This is a genomic window from Bacteroides sp. 4_1_36, assembly GCF_003466325.1.
GTDB lineage: Bacteria > Bacteroidota > Bacteroidia > Bacteroidales > Bacteroidaceae > Bacteroides > Bacteroides uniformis.
Map to the genome: position 1 here is coordinate 71,033 of NZ_QSOX01000021.1, position 15,098 is coordinate 86,130.

Here is a 15,098-nt window from a genome sequence, read left to right on the forward strand (position 1 = left end):
TAAAATAATAGGATTAATATTTTGATATTAGACTATTATTTTAAACCTTTGCGTTATAAATATAATAATAACAATCGTAATATTTAAGATTATGGAAGAGAAAAAGCAAAAAATGGTACCCAAGTACCATTACGACCAGATGGAGAAAAGCACGAGACTGAGGCTCCGTGATGAGTTCCTAAGAAGAAGCGGTATGTCATTGATTACATTCTACGACAAGTTAAGAAAAGACTCCTTCAAACCTTTGGAAAGAGAACTATATGAGAACATTTTCATAATTCAACAAAATTAAGAACCAATCAAATTATGGAGGAATTTAAAAGAATACCCTTCGGTGGTAATCCCTATGCGGATTTTGAGTTTTTCAAGGTAGAATTAAAAGTCTGCGATGTGAAATACACTCCAGAGCAGATTTATGCACACTTTGAATTCACAAGTGGGTACAAAGTAGATGTACAAGGTACATTTTATCCCTCACTAATTCGCAAAGCTATAGTTCAAGTTCGCGAAATGGAGCAAGCACATATTACAAACTCATCACGTTGTGAAATTCATGCCGATAACTAACATCGAGTTCTACAACACCCCCGAAGGTGATGTGATGATTAAAGAACTTGGGCATGCGGCAGTTGTGCTTTGTGAGGACAACCGCCCGACCATCGAGTACATGCTTGCTGTCATCAGGGACAGATACCCGAAAGCACATGCCAGGTTAATGCAACTTTACTCCAGTAGTACAATGAATAGGTGGCATTATGAATTCCGGGTAGTTCACCGCTTCATCCGCTGCAACTTCGGCGAGTATGACCAATACAACCTTGACATCAATAAGGATGGACAATTCGTATTCGAGGAGGTAAAGTGCCCACTACGAGGTGAGTGCGAACATGAGGGAGTGATTTGTCGCCCGGAACTTGACACGGCACTAACCGCCCGTGAGATGAATGTTTTCAGACTCATCGCTTCCAATTGCCAGACGGATGATATTGCAGCGGAACTGCACATATCACCTTATACGGTGAACCGCCATCGGGAGAATATCAAAGCGAAAATCAAGGTTCATAATGTGAGTGAGATGATTTCTTACTGGCATCAGAACCAGATGAAATGAATACCAATAAAAAAGAAATATCAATGAAGAAAGGTCAGAAAGTACGCATTCTGCGTACCAATCAGGTAGCGACAATCGTCGAAGTGGAGTTAATCAGAAAAAGTGGCAAGGTACACCGCTACTGTCATCTGAAGGTAGATAAAAAGCCGGACTTGTGGTTAGACTCTTCAGAACTGGGGGGATTGGTGGAAAGGTGCCGGATTACTTTCCATGATGACAGAGGGCAGGAATTATACTTCGATGTGGAGCGTGATTATGATAAGGAGAATTTGAGCATGACATTGACCGGACGTCCAGAAAACCTCAAGGAGCATCACGGAATCAATATAGTGATGGCCGAAATGTTCCTCGATGGTTTTAAGGCACACCAATCTCATTCTTGATAATCACCACAACATATGACGGAAGAAAATCTTACACCATATATCCCTATCGGAACTTTATTCAAATACCTGCTCAAGGATTACCGTAGGGAGCGGCAGCGCACTATTCATATGGAGGCCCAAGTCAGAAGTCTGTTAAAGCGGAACGCCTATCTTGAGCAGGAAATAGGCAAAGTAAAGCAAAGACTGCTGAAGAAGGTGGAAAAGAGTGAGAAACAGATTGATTACTCGCAGGAAATCAGCCGGCTGCACCAGGCTGTTTCCTGCCGGAACAACACGATAGAGCAGCTCAGGAATGAGAATGCCCGACTGAAAAATGAACTCGATACGTATTTGCTGTTTCTCGGCAAGATTTAAGTCCTACCATCCGAACCCGGAAACAGTGTAATTCGTAGCGGCAATATACAGAACTATGTACTTTACTCAAGACGATATAAAACGAATCAAGGAGGCTTCCAAAGGCAGGCTCCTTGATGTTATCGGTGACTTCCACGAACTACGCAAACGGGGGGCCGAATATAAATGCGAATGCCCTAAATGCCATGGACAAGAGAAGTTACATATCTCTCCGGCCAAACAGATTTTCAAATGCTTCAGTTGCCCGGATATAAAAGGCAAAGAACCGCTGGACTATCTGCAGAGGGCAGAAGACATGCAATTCCTGGAGGCATGCGATTACCTGGCGCGCAAATTCAATGTATTGCTGGACCCCAAACCGGAGAAGAAACCTTCCAAACCCACAAAAATGAAGAAACGGAGCAAGGAGGCCAAGGGAGAAAGTGTCGATACATTCTGCGCCCGTATGCTTGCTGACAGCGGTCTGACCTATCAGGACGTGACGGCACATATCTTCAAGAAGGGAGATACACAGAGCATTTTCGAGGCGAAGACTTTCCGTCCGGGAACCGTTGACGAATACGGCAATATCGTTGACGGGGATGATGTCATCATCGAATATTACGACCTGGACGGCATGCCGGTCACTTATACCCGTAAGCTGCCGGGGCGTGGCAAGCAGGAACTCAAAGTGTATTACCGCGTCCGCTGGCAATTCCCGGAAGAACACCGGGACAAGGAAGGGAAACCGTTCAAGTACAAGTCTCCTGCCGGCAGCGGTACGCCCATATACATCCCGGAACGCATGAGGCAGATGTACAAGAGGAAAGAGCAGTTCCCAAGACTCTACATCCAGGAAGGAGAAAAGAAAGCGGAAAAGGCATGCAAGCACGGTATCCCCTCCATAGCGGTCAGCGGCATCCAGAACCTGGGACAGAAAGGGGCGTTGCCGGAGGATCTTGTCAAGATAATCACTGTCTGCGGAGTCAAGGAAGTGGCTTTCATTTTTGATGCGGACTGGAATGACCTCTCCCGTAACATTAAGTTCAATGCTCCAGTTGATTTTCGACCACGCAGTTTCTTCTCCGCTGCCCGAAACTTCAAGGAATATATGCGTATGCTGAAGAACCGCGGTATCATGGTGGAAATATTCATTGGCCACATCAACAAGAACGATGAAGGCGACAAGGGAGTGGACGACCTCTTGGCCGATAAGCTGGCCGGTCATGAAGAGGAACTGGCCGAAGACCTGGAATTTGCCTGCAACGAGAAGTCCGGAATGGGAAAGTATGTGGAAGTGTTCAAAATCACCACATGGAATGACCAGAAACTACGGGAATTATGGAACCTGCACAGCCATGAAAAATTTGCCGAGCAGCACCGCGAGGTCCTGCAGGAGCTTCCGGAATTTATCTTTGGTCGCTATGCCTGGAAGTTTGACGAGAACGGCAAATTGGTATCTGCCCTACCCTATGATGAGGATGAGAAGTTCTGGAATGAGGACTACAAGGAAACGAACGGTAACAGGGTGCCGGTGTTTGAATATGATTATGTGGCCGCCAAGACCTTTTTCCAGAACCGGGGTATCGGCCGTTACCGCCTGCTCGATACCAAACTCTGGACATATATCCATCTGGAGCCGCCGGTAGTCCGCACCATTGACGTGGAAGACGCACGCGATTTCATGTTCGCCTTTGCCGAACAGAACTGCAGCCGTTTCGTCAACAACCAGCTACTCAAGGGAGGCTCGCAATACGTCGGACCGTTCCAGATGTCAAGGCTCGCCTTCATCCAACCGAACTTCATCTCCCCGTCCCGTGACGAGCAATATTTCTATTTCCGTGACCGTTGCTGGCACATCACCCAGCATGAGGTCAAGGAAGTGGGATATGAAAGCATCACCCACCAGATATGGGATGAACAACGGAAGAACACCGATGCCAGGTACCTCGGCCACCCCCTCATTATATTCAGGGAGAAGGACGGCAGGTATGACTACGAACTCTCTCCGGAAGGCAGGAAATGCCACTATCTCCAGTTCCTTATCAATACCAGCAATTTCACCTGGAGAAAGAGGCCGGAAGAGATTGAGGAGAGTGAAATCTTTGAAAACAATCTTCATCTGCTTTCTAAGATGTGCGCCATCGGCTACATGCTGATGGAATGCAAGGACGCGAACGTGACACGTGCCGTTATCGGCATGGACGGCAAGCAGTCGGAAGTCGGTGACAGCAACGGACGCAGCGGCAAGTCACTTGTCGGTGAGCTGATGCGCCAGGTTGTCGATACAGTCTATATATCCGGGAAACGGACGGACATCTTCAACGACAGCTTTATCTGGAATGACATCGACGAACGGACACGCCTGGTATTCATCGACGATGTCATGCTGAACTTCAACTTCGAGTTTCTGTTCCCCAATCTCACCGGAGACTGGACTGTGAACAAAAAGGGGGGCGCACGTATCACTTATCCGTTCGCCAAATCACCCAAAGTATATATCCCCACCAATCATGCCATCCGCGGTACCGGTTCCAGCTATACCGACAGGCAATGGCTGATAGCCTTCTCCGATTTTTATAATGACAAGCACAAGCCCATGGATGATTTCGGGGTACTGTTCTTTTCCGAATGGGACTTCACCCAGTGGAACCTGACCTGGAACATGCTGGCCAACTGCATACAGCTCTATCTTAAATTCGGGGTCGTGCAGGCACCGGGCGAACGCCTGCAGCAGCGTAAGCTAAGGCAGGAGATTGGCGAGACCATCATATCCTGGGCGGACGAATACTTCAGCAGCGAGGAGCACTGTCGCCGTACCCCACGCAAGGAGATTTATGACAATTTCTGCAACTATGATCCGCAGCAACGCAAGTACATCACTTCCACCGCCTTCAAGGACAAGATAAAAAAATACTGCGAATGGAAGGGCTGGGTGTTCAACCCACACAAGTATGACGCCAAAAGCGGTCTGCCTCTCTTCCTGGACAAGGACGGGAAACCGGTTATAGATGACAAGTCCGGAGGAGTGGAGTATTTCACCATAGGCAAGACAGCCGGAGAGCAGACACCCCAGAGTGACCCGCATGAACTACCGGTTGGCAATCCGGACAACAAACTTGCATTCTGATGAGCGAGACACATTCCAGTATCATGGCCAGACTTATGCCGCTCTACGAGATGGCGCCCGAACGTTTCATGGCGTTCTATGATGCGGTGTATCTGATGTGTGTCGATCTGCCGGAAGGCTGCCGGTTCCGTATCTCAGACCGTTGCCGGGAAAAAGACCTGGAACTGTTCCGGGACATCGTGAAGACTCTCATTGCGGAACAGCCTTACGACAAGTATGCAGGACAATTGGAACTGTCGGATGATATGGAGTATGTGCGGCGGACAACCGGCTTTAAACCTTCCGGGAACCGCTTCATCCCGAAATGGAGAAAGGGATAGAATATGTCAATTTATTATGATGTAAAGATACATATTTTCAACGAATTACGCAAACAATCATGCTGAAAAAAGAGCACAAAATATTGGTGGTCGTTTCTCCGGAACCGGCTGAACGCAAGAGACTGTTGAGCCGCCTGGCAGTACGGCTCGGTTTCGCACTCATCCCTTCGGATGCAGCGAAAATCATATCGAACGACATCTACGGCATAGACCTGGCGACGGCCTATTTCGTTTTCTGCAGCAGCTACAATTTCCGTGGAGCCGTACTCACCAACCAGCGCTTGTATGAAATGGCGGCGCGAGGCTTGTGTGTGGCTGTAGGAGTCCGTTCCATTCCCCGTGAATATGAATTCATCTGCAAGGTGTTCTATCCGGAAGATTTTCCGTGATGACATTCCCGGAAAACACAATGCGGAGTATTCTTGAAAGTGCATATTAGGTATTTGTCTGCATCCGGCTGTGCGTGAGTACAGCCGGATGCAGTTTTTTCTTCTGCCCCTTCCCCCCTCCCCCCAACCCGTCATAATAACGATTCGGACAAACGTGCATGGAAGTGGCAACAGACATGAGAATTCCCGGAGGGGGTATATTATTCTTTTTTTATTCTTCTTTTTAAAATTGGACTACCTTAAAAAACAGAGAAAAAATCGTGCATTCGTACGGATGTGCGGAATTAAGTACATATTATTCTGATATACAAATATTTATAAGCGTACAAATTCCGCACGAATCGTGCACGAATAGCGCACGAATTGTACTTTTCTTCAAAAAACGGCAAAAAGTACGCAAACGAAAGAATTAGTACGGTTTTGTACGCTTTTTGTACACTTATAACAGCCTGACATTCAACAATATAAAAGATAAACCATGTACAAAAGCACTGTCGCACGATTTTTATACTATATCCGTATAAGGCCTTGGCTATATTATCGGTATTTTGTATATTTGTATAAAAATCAATGCTTTAAATGACAAAGAAAGACCGATTTGTGTGTTGGCTCCCTTGCAAGCCTTATGTCAAGCAATTCCTGCTGTACAATTTCAATGCCCCGGACGACACCTGGACCGAAATAGTCAATCTGTCCCCGGACAAGGAGCTACAGAACGACTTCCTTTCCAGGCTTGCAAAACCCGGACGATACGAGAACAGATACCGGAACCTGGCACGATATACCGCCAACGTGGCGGTGGAGATACGCCGTGATGACTTCTACCGATACGGATGGGCGATGTCGAATACCGAAGTGGTGGCGTTCGGCAGCAAGGTGGAAAGACGGATCAAGCAGATGCTTTTCCTCTATCTCGACACCCATGTCAGTATCGGAATCCCACTCTCGACCGCCATCCGCAACTTTCAGAACAGCTTCGGCTTTGATGACGACACCTGGTCTTATGAGACTATCCGCAGGGAGTATAACCGGCATGGATATAGGAAAACGGTGGAGAATACCACGATTTTAGACTTTATTAACCGTATAATTTTGGGGAAGTTGTCCGAATTCGGGACAATTTCCCAGCAGGGAAAAATGACTTATGAAAGCAATGCATTATGATTTTGAAAACGTCGGAGGATTGTTGCAGGTGATTGCCGTGCCTCCGGCCTCGTTCGTGCAAATCCGTAAGGACTATGCCGCCGGTCTGAACTATCTGGAACTCCGCAACCGGGAGGATATTGTTTCCATACCGGTATATGCCAATGACACCTATTCCTATAATGAGGACAAGGAGGTGAATGATGCGGGGGATTGCTGGAATGTGTCGGTCGAAGGGGTGATTCCAAAACTTTCCTCAGTGAATCATCATTTAATGGAGACGCTGGAGCGTGGCTTGTGGTATGTACTGGCAGTGGACGGCAACGGGGTGGTCCATTGGTGCGGGCAGGAGGACGCACTCATGCTGTTCAACACGAACAAGACAAGCGGACGTTCCGTGTCGGAACGGAACGGTACCTCATTCACGTTCACCTGCATCCAGGATGAACCGACCTCCTATATTGAAAACATGGAGGAAATATAGCCGTACGGCTTCCTCTGCCGACACACAACACGCTTTCGTTCAAACGTTTATCTGCTTACCGTCGGTACCCGATGTCCTTGGGTACCGTTTTTTTTGCGTTTTTCTTTGCGCAAAAATAAGTTTTATGAACGAGACAGTTATCACATTATTCGGAACGATTGATCGGTATTGGTACAATAAAAATTATCTGAAATACTTTCTTGACAAGGCCAAAGGCCAGCCCGTACGCCTGAAGGTTTCCAGTTATGGCGGTGATGTGGCCGAAGCGGTTGCCATGTCCGCCCTGATGGCCGAGCACGGCAATGTGACGGTGGAGTTCATCAGCTTCAACGCTTCGGCAGCCACTGTACTGGCATTCGGTGCCAAGTCCATCGAGATGCACGAGGACGGCATGTGGCTGGCGCATAAATGCAGCCTGGGAGTGGACATCTGGGGCCAGCTCAATGCGGACCAGTTGGAGGACACCATCAAGGAACTGCAGAACAAGAAGAAGAGCGCGGAAGCCATTGACCTGATGATTGCACAGAAGTACATCAACCGTAGCGGCAAAAGCCTGAAGGACATTATCACCTTGATGGAAGAGGAACGCTGGATGCCTGCCGCCGAAGCCAAGGAATGGGGATTCATAGACAAGATCATTCCCGGTACCCATAAAAAGCCGCAGGTGACCAATGAAATGACCGACTGCTTCACCGCGCTTGGTATACCGTTGCCGGCTATCGATTCGGAGGAGAAGCCGGAACCGGAAGGCCGTGACAAAAACTTGGTCTCCCAGATTATCGACGGTATCAAAGGGCTGTTTCCTACCGGCAACAAGACTGACATTTCTAATTCAAATACAGTTATGCGTAAAGAATTTACTTTCATCAACCAGATCCTCAACAGCGAAGGCATTGAGGAAAAAGACGGCAAGATGTTGCTTACCGTAGAGAATCTGCAGGCCATCAATGACGCCGTCAAGGCCGCCAACGAAGCGAAGGCCAAGGCAGAGAATGACCTGGCTGTCGCCAACACTGCCAAGGAGACTGCCGAAAACAGTCTGACGGCAGTCGTGAATGACCTTGACAGCCTGAGTGACAGCATCAAGAATGCCGCCGACAACAAGGCCAAGGTACAAGTTATCCGTGACATTGTCGCCAAAATACCCGGAACGGGTACCGACAGCCATCGGGAAGCGAACGAAGACAACAAGTTTGCGGACATCGCCACAGACCCGATCAACAGTTTTGAGAATGAGTAACACTAAACTATTCTATTATGGATTTTAAAGCACCTATTGACATTACCGCCGTTCTGACCGCGGTAAAAAAGCACAAGGACATCCTGAAGGCGGTCGACAAGCTCGACGCCTCAGAGGTGTTGAGACATTTCACTCCGGTACCGGGCATAACCGACTCCCTTGAACTGGGCAAGGTGGAGGGCGGAAGCATCTCCGGCAAGTACACCGGAAAGTTCACTGCCGGAAAGTATCTGGGCAAGATTGTTCCCCGACGTCTGGTAGTGCGTCCCGTTGTAATGGAGATGTCCGACGAGCCTGAGCGCTACCGACGCACCTACATTGCCGAGGTTCCCGGTACACTCCGCAAGGAACACCCGTTCGAGCTGTGGCTGATCAACCACGGGCACGAACTGGCATCCAATGACCTGCTGTTTGCCATTTTCACGGCAAAATACAGTGCGGATGAAGAAAAGACGGACATTCAAGACTCTTTCGACGGTATCGGTACCATTATCACTGAAGGCGAAGCTGTCGGGGACATCTCCAGTGCCGAGGGAAACGTTTATGCGACCGGTGAACTGTCCCGCGCCAATATCGGGGAGAAGCTGCTGGAAATGTGGCGCCACATGCCGCGCACTTTCAAGCGCAAGAAGAACATCAAGATGTTCATTTCCGACGATCTGGGCGACATGTACGATGACTGGCGCAAGGACGAAGGCACCATTGTCATCGGACTCAAGGAGGACACTTCCGACACGCAGCACCTGCTTGGTTCCAACAACCGTTGTGAGCTGGTGCGCGTTCCGAACCTTCCCGACGGCAGCCAGTTCGTCATGCTGACCACCAAGGAGAACGTATGCTACGGCTTTGACAAGGAGAGCGACTTCAAGTCCATCAAGCCGTTCATGTCCGGCAATCCCTATACGTTCGATGCTGCGGGCAAGTATGTAATCGGCTTCCAGTTCGTGTCTGTGCACAAGTCCGAGTTCTGCGTCAACGACCGTCCGGTGGACCCGGAAGGGACCAATCCGTTCGGATACATTGAAGTGACCATTACGCCGGATGAAGCGGCCAACAACGGAGGCAAATGGCGTATCCAGGGCGAGGAAGCCTGGCGTGAGTCCGGCACGTATGTGGCTGTTCCCGGTGGAAAGGAATATACCGTCGAGTTCCTGGAGGCTGCCGGATACACCACTCCTGCCGTGCAGAAGAAGACGCCCGCTGCGGGTGCAGTAGAGAAAGTGACGGGTACATACGTTGTTAAATCTTAAAAAATGGCGTGATTATGGCAGAAGTAGACCCTAAATTATGTATTGCCCTTGATGACATCAACGAGGCAATGGACTGCGAGAACCAGGACAACATGGGCGGTATCATACCGTCCGTCATCTTCGGTTATCATGCGGATGTGGCGACCTGGCCGGACTACCCGAAAAAGACGGAATCCCCTCTTTCTCTTGAAGAAGCCGGTACATTGGTCGGTGACCTGGTCATGAAGGAAGGCTGCAGGGCATACAAGATGGATTTCACCGACGAGCTGGCCGAGTTCAAGATTACCGACCAGGGAGAAAGCGGCGGGGAATCGTTCCTGATGGACCTGAATATCATTTCGGCCAAGATGCGGAAGAAGATATTCGGTTTCGAGAATGCGACCAAAGGGCGCAAGATGTTCTTTATCGTGACCGACAACAACGGCACGAACTACCTGATGGGTGACAAGCGGCGCGGCGCGCTCCGTGCGTCGGGTGATGGTGCCACTACCGGAGCAAGCTCCACTGCCCGCAACCAGAACACCCTCCACTACACCTTTACCGCACCGCGCAAATGTGTGTATGAGGGAGACACGGAGGACATCCTGACTGTAAAAGCCGCATCAGAAGTTCCATAAGACTTTTTTGTTCATGATTGGTTGTTCATGTCCGTCTCTCGCTCTCACGCAGGGGCGGACATTTTGTTTTGTCCTATTCCGGCAACAAAAATCGCAATAGCTTTGCGTATCATCAAAAAACAACGTACATACAATGTCAAAGATTACACAGAGCTACATTGAGGCGCGCAGGGACGGCATCAAGTGGCTGAACTCGCAGAAACGTGATTACAGCACCGGTGTGAATATCCTGACCCGTTCTGGATATAAGGGGTTTGTCGCCGCACGTCTGGCACGCCAGGGCGAAAAGCCGCATACCCGCGAGAAGCTGGAATACGAGATCCGGCAGATGATCAAGGTGTGGTACCATCCGGATGATCCGCGCTTTGAGGATGTGGACCTGGCAGATGATGCAATGCCGGGCAATGACGGGCGTTCCGAGACGGTTCCCGAAGAGACGGCTGCCGCCATTGTCGCCGTTGCGGAGAGGGAACTGGCGCGTGAAGCGGACGAACAGCCCGCCTATCCTCCGGTGATGGCCAAAATCATCTATGACTTCCGGGAATGCTACAACGAACGTTCACGCCAGCACCGGATGCTTGCCGGACTGGGTGAGACAAACACGCAGGCTGTATGCACGCAGCGCAAGGATATTGTCGCCCGTATAGCCTTTCTCTCCAACCGCATGACACTGCTGGCTGCCATCAAAAGGCAGTTCGAGCAGGACAGGGAACTGCCGACTGAAGAGCAGCTGGACGAACTCTACAAAAAAGCGGATACCCCCGAAGAAAATCCGGAAAAGGAAGAGGACGAGACCGACATCAGTTCCCTATCCGTGGAAGAGCTGAGGAAAGCGAAATCCAATGCCAAGAGCAAGATTACCAAGGCAAGGAACATGCTGCTGTACTCTTCGGAAAGCAAGCCCAAGGACGGCAAGGAGAATCCCCTTCCCGACTGCCCCAAACGCGTGAAATACGAGAAGAAGGTGGCTGCCCAGGAAGCACTGGTGGAAAGGATAGAATATCGTTTGGCAGAACTGCAATAGGTTATGTTGGTCTGTTGCAGCGAGATTGAGAATAAGATGATGCCGGCGGATGATGCAGTAAGTCCTATGCAGGGAGACCGATACCCGACAGGCTACATCCGCCGAACGGATGCGGCAGCCTCCGGCCACGACCTGGCTGCGGAGAAGCTGCTGCATCCGGACGCCATGGGGGTGCTGGTACCCGGCAGGGACAAGCATTTCTACTCTTCAGGGGCGTTCAACCTGATCCAGTTGATTTTCTATATTCTCAGACAGACGGGACCGGCACACCTGCTGCTTACCACCTATTCCATCTCCATGGACAGCATTGCGGCGATTCATCGGAAGGTGGAAACGGGCGAGCTGTTGTCAGTGCGGTTCCTGATAGACAACCGGGTGCGCAGCATATCACCCAAACCGTTCGATTATCTGGTGACCACGTTCCCGGACTGCTACCGTTGCCTCGCGCTTCATGCGAAGGTGGCGCTGCTGTATAACGAGGACTGGAAGATTACCGTAGTGGGCAGCCAGAACGCCACGCACAACCCGAAGCTGGAACGTGGAATCATCCATACCGGCAGAGATATTTTTGATTTTGACTTTAAAATGCTGAATGATGAATTTGACTCAGGAACAACGTGAGGAGATAGAGAAGATGGCCTATCGTTTGATCCCTCCGGGGCTGATAGCCATCAATATAGGTGCCGATGAGACGGACTTTCTCGCGGAACTCCGCACACCGGGCACCGAAGTCCGGACCGCCTTCTACCGGGGGCATCTTCGCCAGACGGTTGAACTCCGGGAGTCACTCATCAAGTCGGCCGTCAATGGCAGCAACCCGGCACAGCAGGAGCTTATCAAGTTCATCAAATCGCAACAGCAGTATCTTGAGTATGAATAACAACCGTCTGACGGCATCCAAAAGCAAGGCCGCACTGGAGGAGCAATCCTACGACCTTATACAGCAGCACATCATCGACCCGGAGAACAGTCCGCTGCCGGAGCATCTGCGTGTGCAGTGCAACCGGGTGCTGCAGATAGCACGTCTTTTGGATGACTATCCGAACGAGAGCCACATCATCAACATCATGCTGGCAAAATACCGTATCTCGCGTACCCAGATAAGGAAGGACATCGCCCTGGCAAAAGAGCTGTTCAAGACACAGCACCAGTTCGACTGGGACTTCTGGTATGCCTGGATGATCAAGGACCAGATTCAGCTTATCCGGGATTGCAAGCTCAAAGGTGATCTCAAGCAATGGAACAACGCCAAGAAAGTGCTGCATCAGATGATTGGTGAGAAGCCGGCTTCCGTCGAGGACCCGCGACGCATGGAGAAGAACGTATTCTACATCCAGATCAACAGTATGGGGCAAAAGGTGGATATTCCCCTAAATGCCGTCCGCAACCTTTCCCAGGAAGAGCAGAAGGTTCTGGTGGATTCGATGTACACGCCTATCGACGACGCACAAGCTGAAGAAATAATGAACTCATAACAGATTACCCATGAAAAAATTGACAAACAAACGACTCATCTCTTACCTGGTTGACCATAAGCACATTGATATGGTATCGGTCAGCAAGACACAGATTGTCTGTACCGTATCCGCCAGGTTCAGGCCGGAAGAGTTGCCGCAGCTGCTGGCTGACACCGGGCAGGACATGCCCCGCATGACTTCCTCCGAAGGTGTGAACTACATTGTTTTCCCACGATATTGATACGGCAGGACAATGGACGAAAATGTCTGGGAAGAGGTCATACAGGTCAATCCGGCGCAGGCGGCATTTCTCGTGATGCCGTACAAGAACGGATATGTCATCTACTCGCGTGCCACGGGTAAATCATTCATTACCGGTGCCGTGATAGATGACAACATCCGGCTCATGCCGCGAGGGATTACTACGCTCACCCAGGCCACCATTGGGCAGGCGTTGACTAAAACCCTGCCTTCAGCGTTCAAGATGCTGGAGATGCTCGGTTATAAGCAGTGGGATCCGGTCAGCAAGACCGGTGACTATGTGGTTTGTCGCAAACCTATTGAGGGATGGTATAAACCTTACGAGCACATCATGTCGTTTGAGTATGGTATCAGCTTCAGTAACGGGCATATGCTCTACATACTTACCCAGGGCGGCAACAGCCGCGGTCCGAATGCGGACTACAACATCACCGATGAAGCGCTGACACTCGACAAGGAGAAGTTCGACCAGGAGGCGGCGCCGACCAACCGTGGCAATGAGCATATCTTCGGGCGCAAGTCGGAGCATCCGGTGCTGAAGCACCACGGCAACACCTTCCTCTCCTCCATGCCGTACACGCCTGAACAGAAATGGTTGCTTGAACCGGCCAAGTATTATGAAGAAGAACGCGGCATCCGGCTGTTTGATGTCTGGAACAGGATTGTGCGGTTACAGATGCAGCTCATTGATGCAAGGATTGCGAATGACGCCGGACTGTTCAAGGAGATCTGGAACGAGACCGTCCGTCTCAGGCAAAGTATCACGCCGTTCGTTTCACGTGACGGCACGCTCTTTATCCTTGGCTCCATCTTCGACAACATCGCCAATGTGGGCATGAACTATATCCTAAACCAGTACAAGGTGATGGATAAACTTTCCTTCATGATAGAGATCCTAAACTTCATGGTGGATAAGATTGACAGCTGCTACTACCAGTTGGATGAACGCCATATCTATTACAATGCGACCAATGACGACTATATCCGTGACTTTGCCGAAGATCATAACTACAACTGGCAGCAGCTTGCCAATAACGATGACAGCCGGCGTGACCTGGACTGCAATCCCAACCAGCCGATAGAGCTGACACCCGACTGGGGTAGTGCCGCTTCATTCCTGGAAGTGGCGCAGGAGCGCAACTATGACTTCGTGACGAAGATGCTGACACGTGAGCCGGTGGACAACAACATCAACGAGTTCTTCGTCAAGCGTGATGAAGAGGATGACACCATGGTGAACGCGCTGATGGACAAGTTCTGCCACTACTACCGTAACCATATCAACAAACACCTGCATTATTACCGTGACCGTTACGGGGATGCACACCGTGCCAACAACAAGAAGTCCTACAACGAGCTTGCCATCGAGCGTCTGGAGAAACACGGGTGGACGGTGGAACAACACACCCATGCGGGCATGGAGCCGCCGCAGCATGACAAGTACCTGCTCTGGGCTTCCATCCTGGCAGAGAAAGACGAACGGTTCCCGAAGAAGCGTTTCAACGGCTCGAAATGCAAATATACACTCATCTCCATGAACAATACGCGTGTCATCGAGGACCGCGAGGGGCGTTTTGCCAAGGATAAGCGCAGCGAGCGTAACCAGTCCATCCTTCCGGAAGAAGCCACCCACTTCGGTGATGCGGTGGATAAGCGTGTATGGACGAAGTACGGGCACCTACTCAGGCAGGCATACGGATTCGTGGACGCACGTATCTGATTCACCTCATACACATACATCCGCAATCACAATCGCAATGCTTATGGCAGGACTCGCAACGTCCGCAATGGGAATCGCTGCACTTTAGGACAGAACGCCGTGTGCAGGACTGGCCGAGGGGCATCCTCCTTGTCATATTTCCTTGTTTCTTGCGCTTTTGGTTGCGTTTTTGGATTGTAGATACTAATTGAAAAGTGCACCGTATTTTAATTGAAAAGAGCTCCATCCATACT

18 protein-coding genes are annotated in these 15,098 nt (G+C 50.1%); all 18 read left to right on the plus strand.

What is annotated here, in order from left to right; genetic code table 11:
• Positions 1 to 306: 306 nt before the first annotated feature.
• The 18 genes from DXD65_RS17060 (at position 307) to DXD65_RS17140 (ending at position 14,865) form a co-directional block, all read left to right on the plus strand.
• Entirely contained in the window at positions 307 to 567 is a 261-nt protein-coding gene (locus tag DXD65_RS17060) for a hypothetical protein (RefSeq protein WP_005823526.1), read from the plus strand.
• Positions 554 to 1,111 carry a response regulator transcription factor gene (locus tag DXD65_RS17065; RefSeq protein WP_005828953.1) on the plus strand — a complete coding sequence of 186 codons (558 nt, stop codon included), beginning with the start codon at positions 554 to 556 and terminating at the stop codon, positions 1,109 to 1,111. The genes DXD65_RS17060 and DXD65_RS17065 overlap by 14 nt, the downstream gene beginning before the upstream one ends.
• A 23-nt stretch (positions 1,112 to 1,134) precedes the next feature.
• Entirely contained in the window at positions 1,135 to 1,494 is a 360-nt protein-coding gene (locus DXD65_RS17070) for a hypothetical protein (RefSeq protein ID WP_008664669.1), read from the plus strand.
• 15 nt (positions 1,495 to 1,509) lie between these two features.
• Complete coding sequence (locus DXD65_RS17075) at positions 1,510 to 1,851, plus strand: hypothetical protein (RefSeq protein WP_005828958.1); 342 nt, start codon at positions 1,510 to 1,512, stop codon at positions 1,849 to 1,851.
• Positions 1,852 to 1,906: 55 nt separating this feature from the next.
• Positions 1,907 to 4,960 carry a CHC2 zinc finger domain-containing protein gene (locus DXD65_RS17080; RefSeq protein WP_005828959.1) on the plus strand — a complete coding sequence of 1,018 codons (3,054 nt, stop codon included), beginning with the start codon at positions 1,907 to 1,909 and terminating at the stop codon, positions 4,958 to 4,960.
• On the plus strand, positions 4,960 to 5,280 hold the full coding sequence (locus DXD65_RS17085; protein WP_005828961.1) for a hypothetical protein: 321 nt from the start codon (positions 4,960 to 4,962) through the stop codon (positions 5,278 to 5,280). Before DXD65_RS17080 ends, DXD65_RS17085 begins: the two co-directional genes overlap by 1 nt.
• Positions 5,281 to 5,339: 59 nt before the next feature.
• Positions 5,340 to 5,669, plus strand: coding sequence for a hypothetical protein (locus DXD65_RS17090; RefSeq protein ID WP_005828963.1), 330 nt, complete (start codon positions 5,340 to 5,342; stop codon positions 5,667 to 5,669).
• 579 nt (positions 5,670 to 6,248) lie between these two features.
• A complete protein-coding gene (locus DXD65_RS17095; protein ID WP_005828970.1) occupies positions 6,249 to 6,833 on the plus strand; it encodes a hypothetical protein in 585 nt (194 codons plus the stop codon).
• Complete coding sequence (locus tag DXD65_RS21340) at positions 6,814 to 7,296, plus strand: hypothetical protein (protein ID WP_005828973.1); 483 nt, start codon at positions 6,814 to 6,816, stop codon at positions 7,294 to 7,296. The genes DXD65_RS17095 and DXD65_RS21340 overlap by 20 nt, the downstream gene beginning before the upstream one ends.
• Before the next feature lie 124 nt (positions 7,297 to 7,420).
• Complete coding sequence (locus DXD65_RS17100) at positions 7,421 to 8,536, plus strand: Clp protease ClpP (RefSeq protein WP_233556157.1); 1,116 nt, start codon at positions 7,421 to 7,423, stop codon at positions 8,534 to 8,536.
• Positions 8,537 to 8,553: 17 nt separating this feature from the next.
• Complete coding sequence (locus DXD65_RS17105; RefSeq protein ID WP_117887823.1) at positions 8,554 to 9,786, plus strand: hypothetical protein; 1,233 nt, start codon at positions 8,554 to 8,556, stop codon at positions 9,784 to 9,786.
• Positions 9,787 to 9,800: 14 nt separating this feature from the next.
• The gene (locus DXD65_RS17110) at positions 9,801 to 10,403 is read left to right on the plus strand and encodes a hypothetical protein (RefSeq protein ID WP_035449824.1); all 603 of its coding nucleotides are present in this window, start codon (positions 9,801 to 9,803) and stop codon (positions 10,401 to 10,403) included.
• A gap of 133 nt (positions 10,404 to 10,536) precedes the next feature.
• Positions 10,537 to 11,427, plus strand: coding sequence for a hypothetical protein (locus DXD65_RS17115; protein ID WP_117887824.1), 891 nt, complete (start codon positions 10,537 to 10,539; stop codon positions 11,425 to 11,427).
• 3 nt (positions 11,428 to 11,430) lie between these two features.
• Positions 11,431 to 12,048 carry a hypothetical protein gene (locus DXD65_RS17120; protein WP_005828983.1) on the plus strand — a complete coding sequence of 206 codons (618 nt, stop codon included), beginning with the start codon at positions 11,431 to 11,433 and terminating at the stop codon, positions 12,046 to 12,048.
• Positions 12,020 to 12,307 (plus strand): hypothetical protein, encoded by a 288-nt coding sequence (locus tag DXD65_RS17125; protein WP_005828984.1) that lies wholly within the window; start codon positions 12,020 to 12,022, stop codon positions 12,305 to 12,307. The genes DXD65_RS17120 and DXD65_RS17125 overlap by 29 nt, the downstream gene beginning before the upstream one ends.
• Positions 12,300 to 12,902 (plus strand): hypothetical protein, encoded by a 603-nt coding sequence (locus DXD65_RS17130; RefSeq protein WP_005828985.1) that lies wholly within the window; start codon positions 12,300 to 12,302, stop codon positions 12,900 to 12,902. Before DXD65_RS17125 ends, DXD65_RS17130 begins: the two co-directional genes overlap by 8 nt.
• A gap of 10 nt (positions 12,903 to 12,912) precedes the next feature.
• A complete protein-coding gene (locus tag DXD65_RS17135) occupies positions 12,913 to 13,125 on the plus strand; it encodes a hypothetical protein (RefSeq protein WP_117887825.1) in 213 nt (70 codons plus the stop codon).
• A 12-nt stretch (positions 13,126 to 13,137) separates the two neighbouring features.
• Positions 13,138 to 14,865 carry a hypothetical protein gene (locus tag DXD65_RS17140; protein ID WP_117887826.1) on the plus strand — a complete coding sequence of 576 codons (1,728 nt, stop codon included), beginning with the start codon at positions 13,138 to 13,140 and terminating at the stop codon, positions 14,863 to 14,865.
• Positions 14,866 to 15,098 lie beyond the last annotated feature (233 nt).

Bases quoted from the DNA above. Each gene is read 5' to 3' on its own strand.
- DXD65_RS17135 (WP_117887825.1), top strand. From the start codon at position 12,913: ATGAAAAAATTGACAAACAAACGACTCATCTCTTACCTGGTTGACCAT.
- DXD65_RS17075 (WP_005828958.1), top strand. From the start codon at position 1,510: ATGACGGAAGAAAATCTTACACCATATATCCCTATCGGAACTTTATTC.
- DXD65_RS17090 (WP_005828963.1), top strand. From the start codon at position 5,340: ATGCTGAAAAAAGAGCACAAAATATTGGTGGTCGTTTCTCCGGAACCG.
- DXD65_RS17065 (WP_005828953.1), top strand. From the start codon at position 554: ATGCCGATAACTAACATCGAGTTCTACAACACCCCCGAAGGTGATGTG.
- DXD65_RS17070 (WP_008664669.1), top strand. From the start codon at position 1,135: ATGAAGAAAGGTCAGAAAGTACGCATTCTGCGTACCAATCAGGTAGCG.
- DXD65_RS21340 (WP_005828973.1), top strand. From the start codon at position 6,814: ATGAAAGCAATGCATTATGATTTTGAAAACGTCGGAGGATTGTTGCAG.
- DXD65_RS17120 (WP_005828983.1), top strand. From the start codon at position 11,431: ATGTTGGTCTGTTGCAGCGAGATTGAGAATAAGATGATGCCGGCGGAT.
- DXD65_RS17080 (WP_005828959.1), top strand. From the start codon at position 1,907: ATGTACTTTACTCAAGACGATATAAAACGAATCAAGGAGGCTTCCAAA.
- DXD65_RS17115 (WP_117887824.1), top strand. From the start codon at position 10,537: ATGTCAAAGATTACACAGAGCTACATTGAGGCGCGCAGGGACGGCATC.
- DXD65_RS17085 (WP_005828961.1), top strand. From the start codon at position 4,960: ATGAGCGAGACACATTCCAGTATCATGGCCAGACTTATGCCGCTCTAC.
- DXD65_RS17125 (WP_005828984.1), top strand. From the start codon at position 12,020: ATGATGAATTTGACTCAGGAACAACGTGAGGAGATAGAGAAGATGGCC.
- DXD65_RS17060 (WP_005823526.1), top strand. From the start codon at position 307: ATGGAGGAATTTAAAAGAATACCCTTCGGTGGTAATCCCTATGCGGAT.
- DXD65_RS17105 (WP_117887823.1), top strand. From the start codon at position 8,554: ATGGATTTTAAAGCACCTATTGACATTACCGCCGTTCTGACCGCGGTA.
- DXD65_RS17095 (WP_005828970.1), top strand. From the start codon at position 6,249: ATGACAAAGAAAGACCGATTTGTGTGTTGGCTCCCTTGCAAGCCTTAT.
- DXD65_RS17140 (WP_117887826.1), top strand. From the start codon at position 13,138: ATGGACGAAAATGTCTGGGAAGAGGTCATACAGGTCAATCCGGCGCAG.
- DXD65_RS17130 (WP_005828985.1), top strand. From the start codon at position 12,300: ATGAATAACAACCGTCTGACGGCATCCAAAAGCAAGGCCGCACTGGAG.
- DXD65_RS17110 (WP_035449824.1), top strand. From the start codon at position 9,801: ATGGCAGAAGTAGACCCTAAATTATGTATTGCCCTTGATGACATCAAC.
- DXD65_RS17100 (WP_233556157.1), top strand. From the start codon at position 7,421: ATGAACGAGACAGTTATCACATTATTCGGAACGATTGATCGGTATTGG.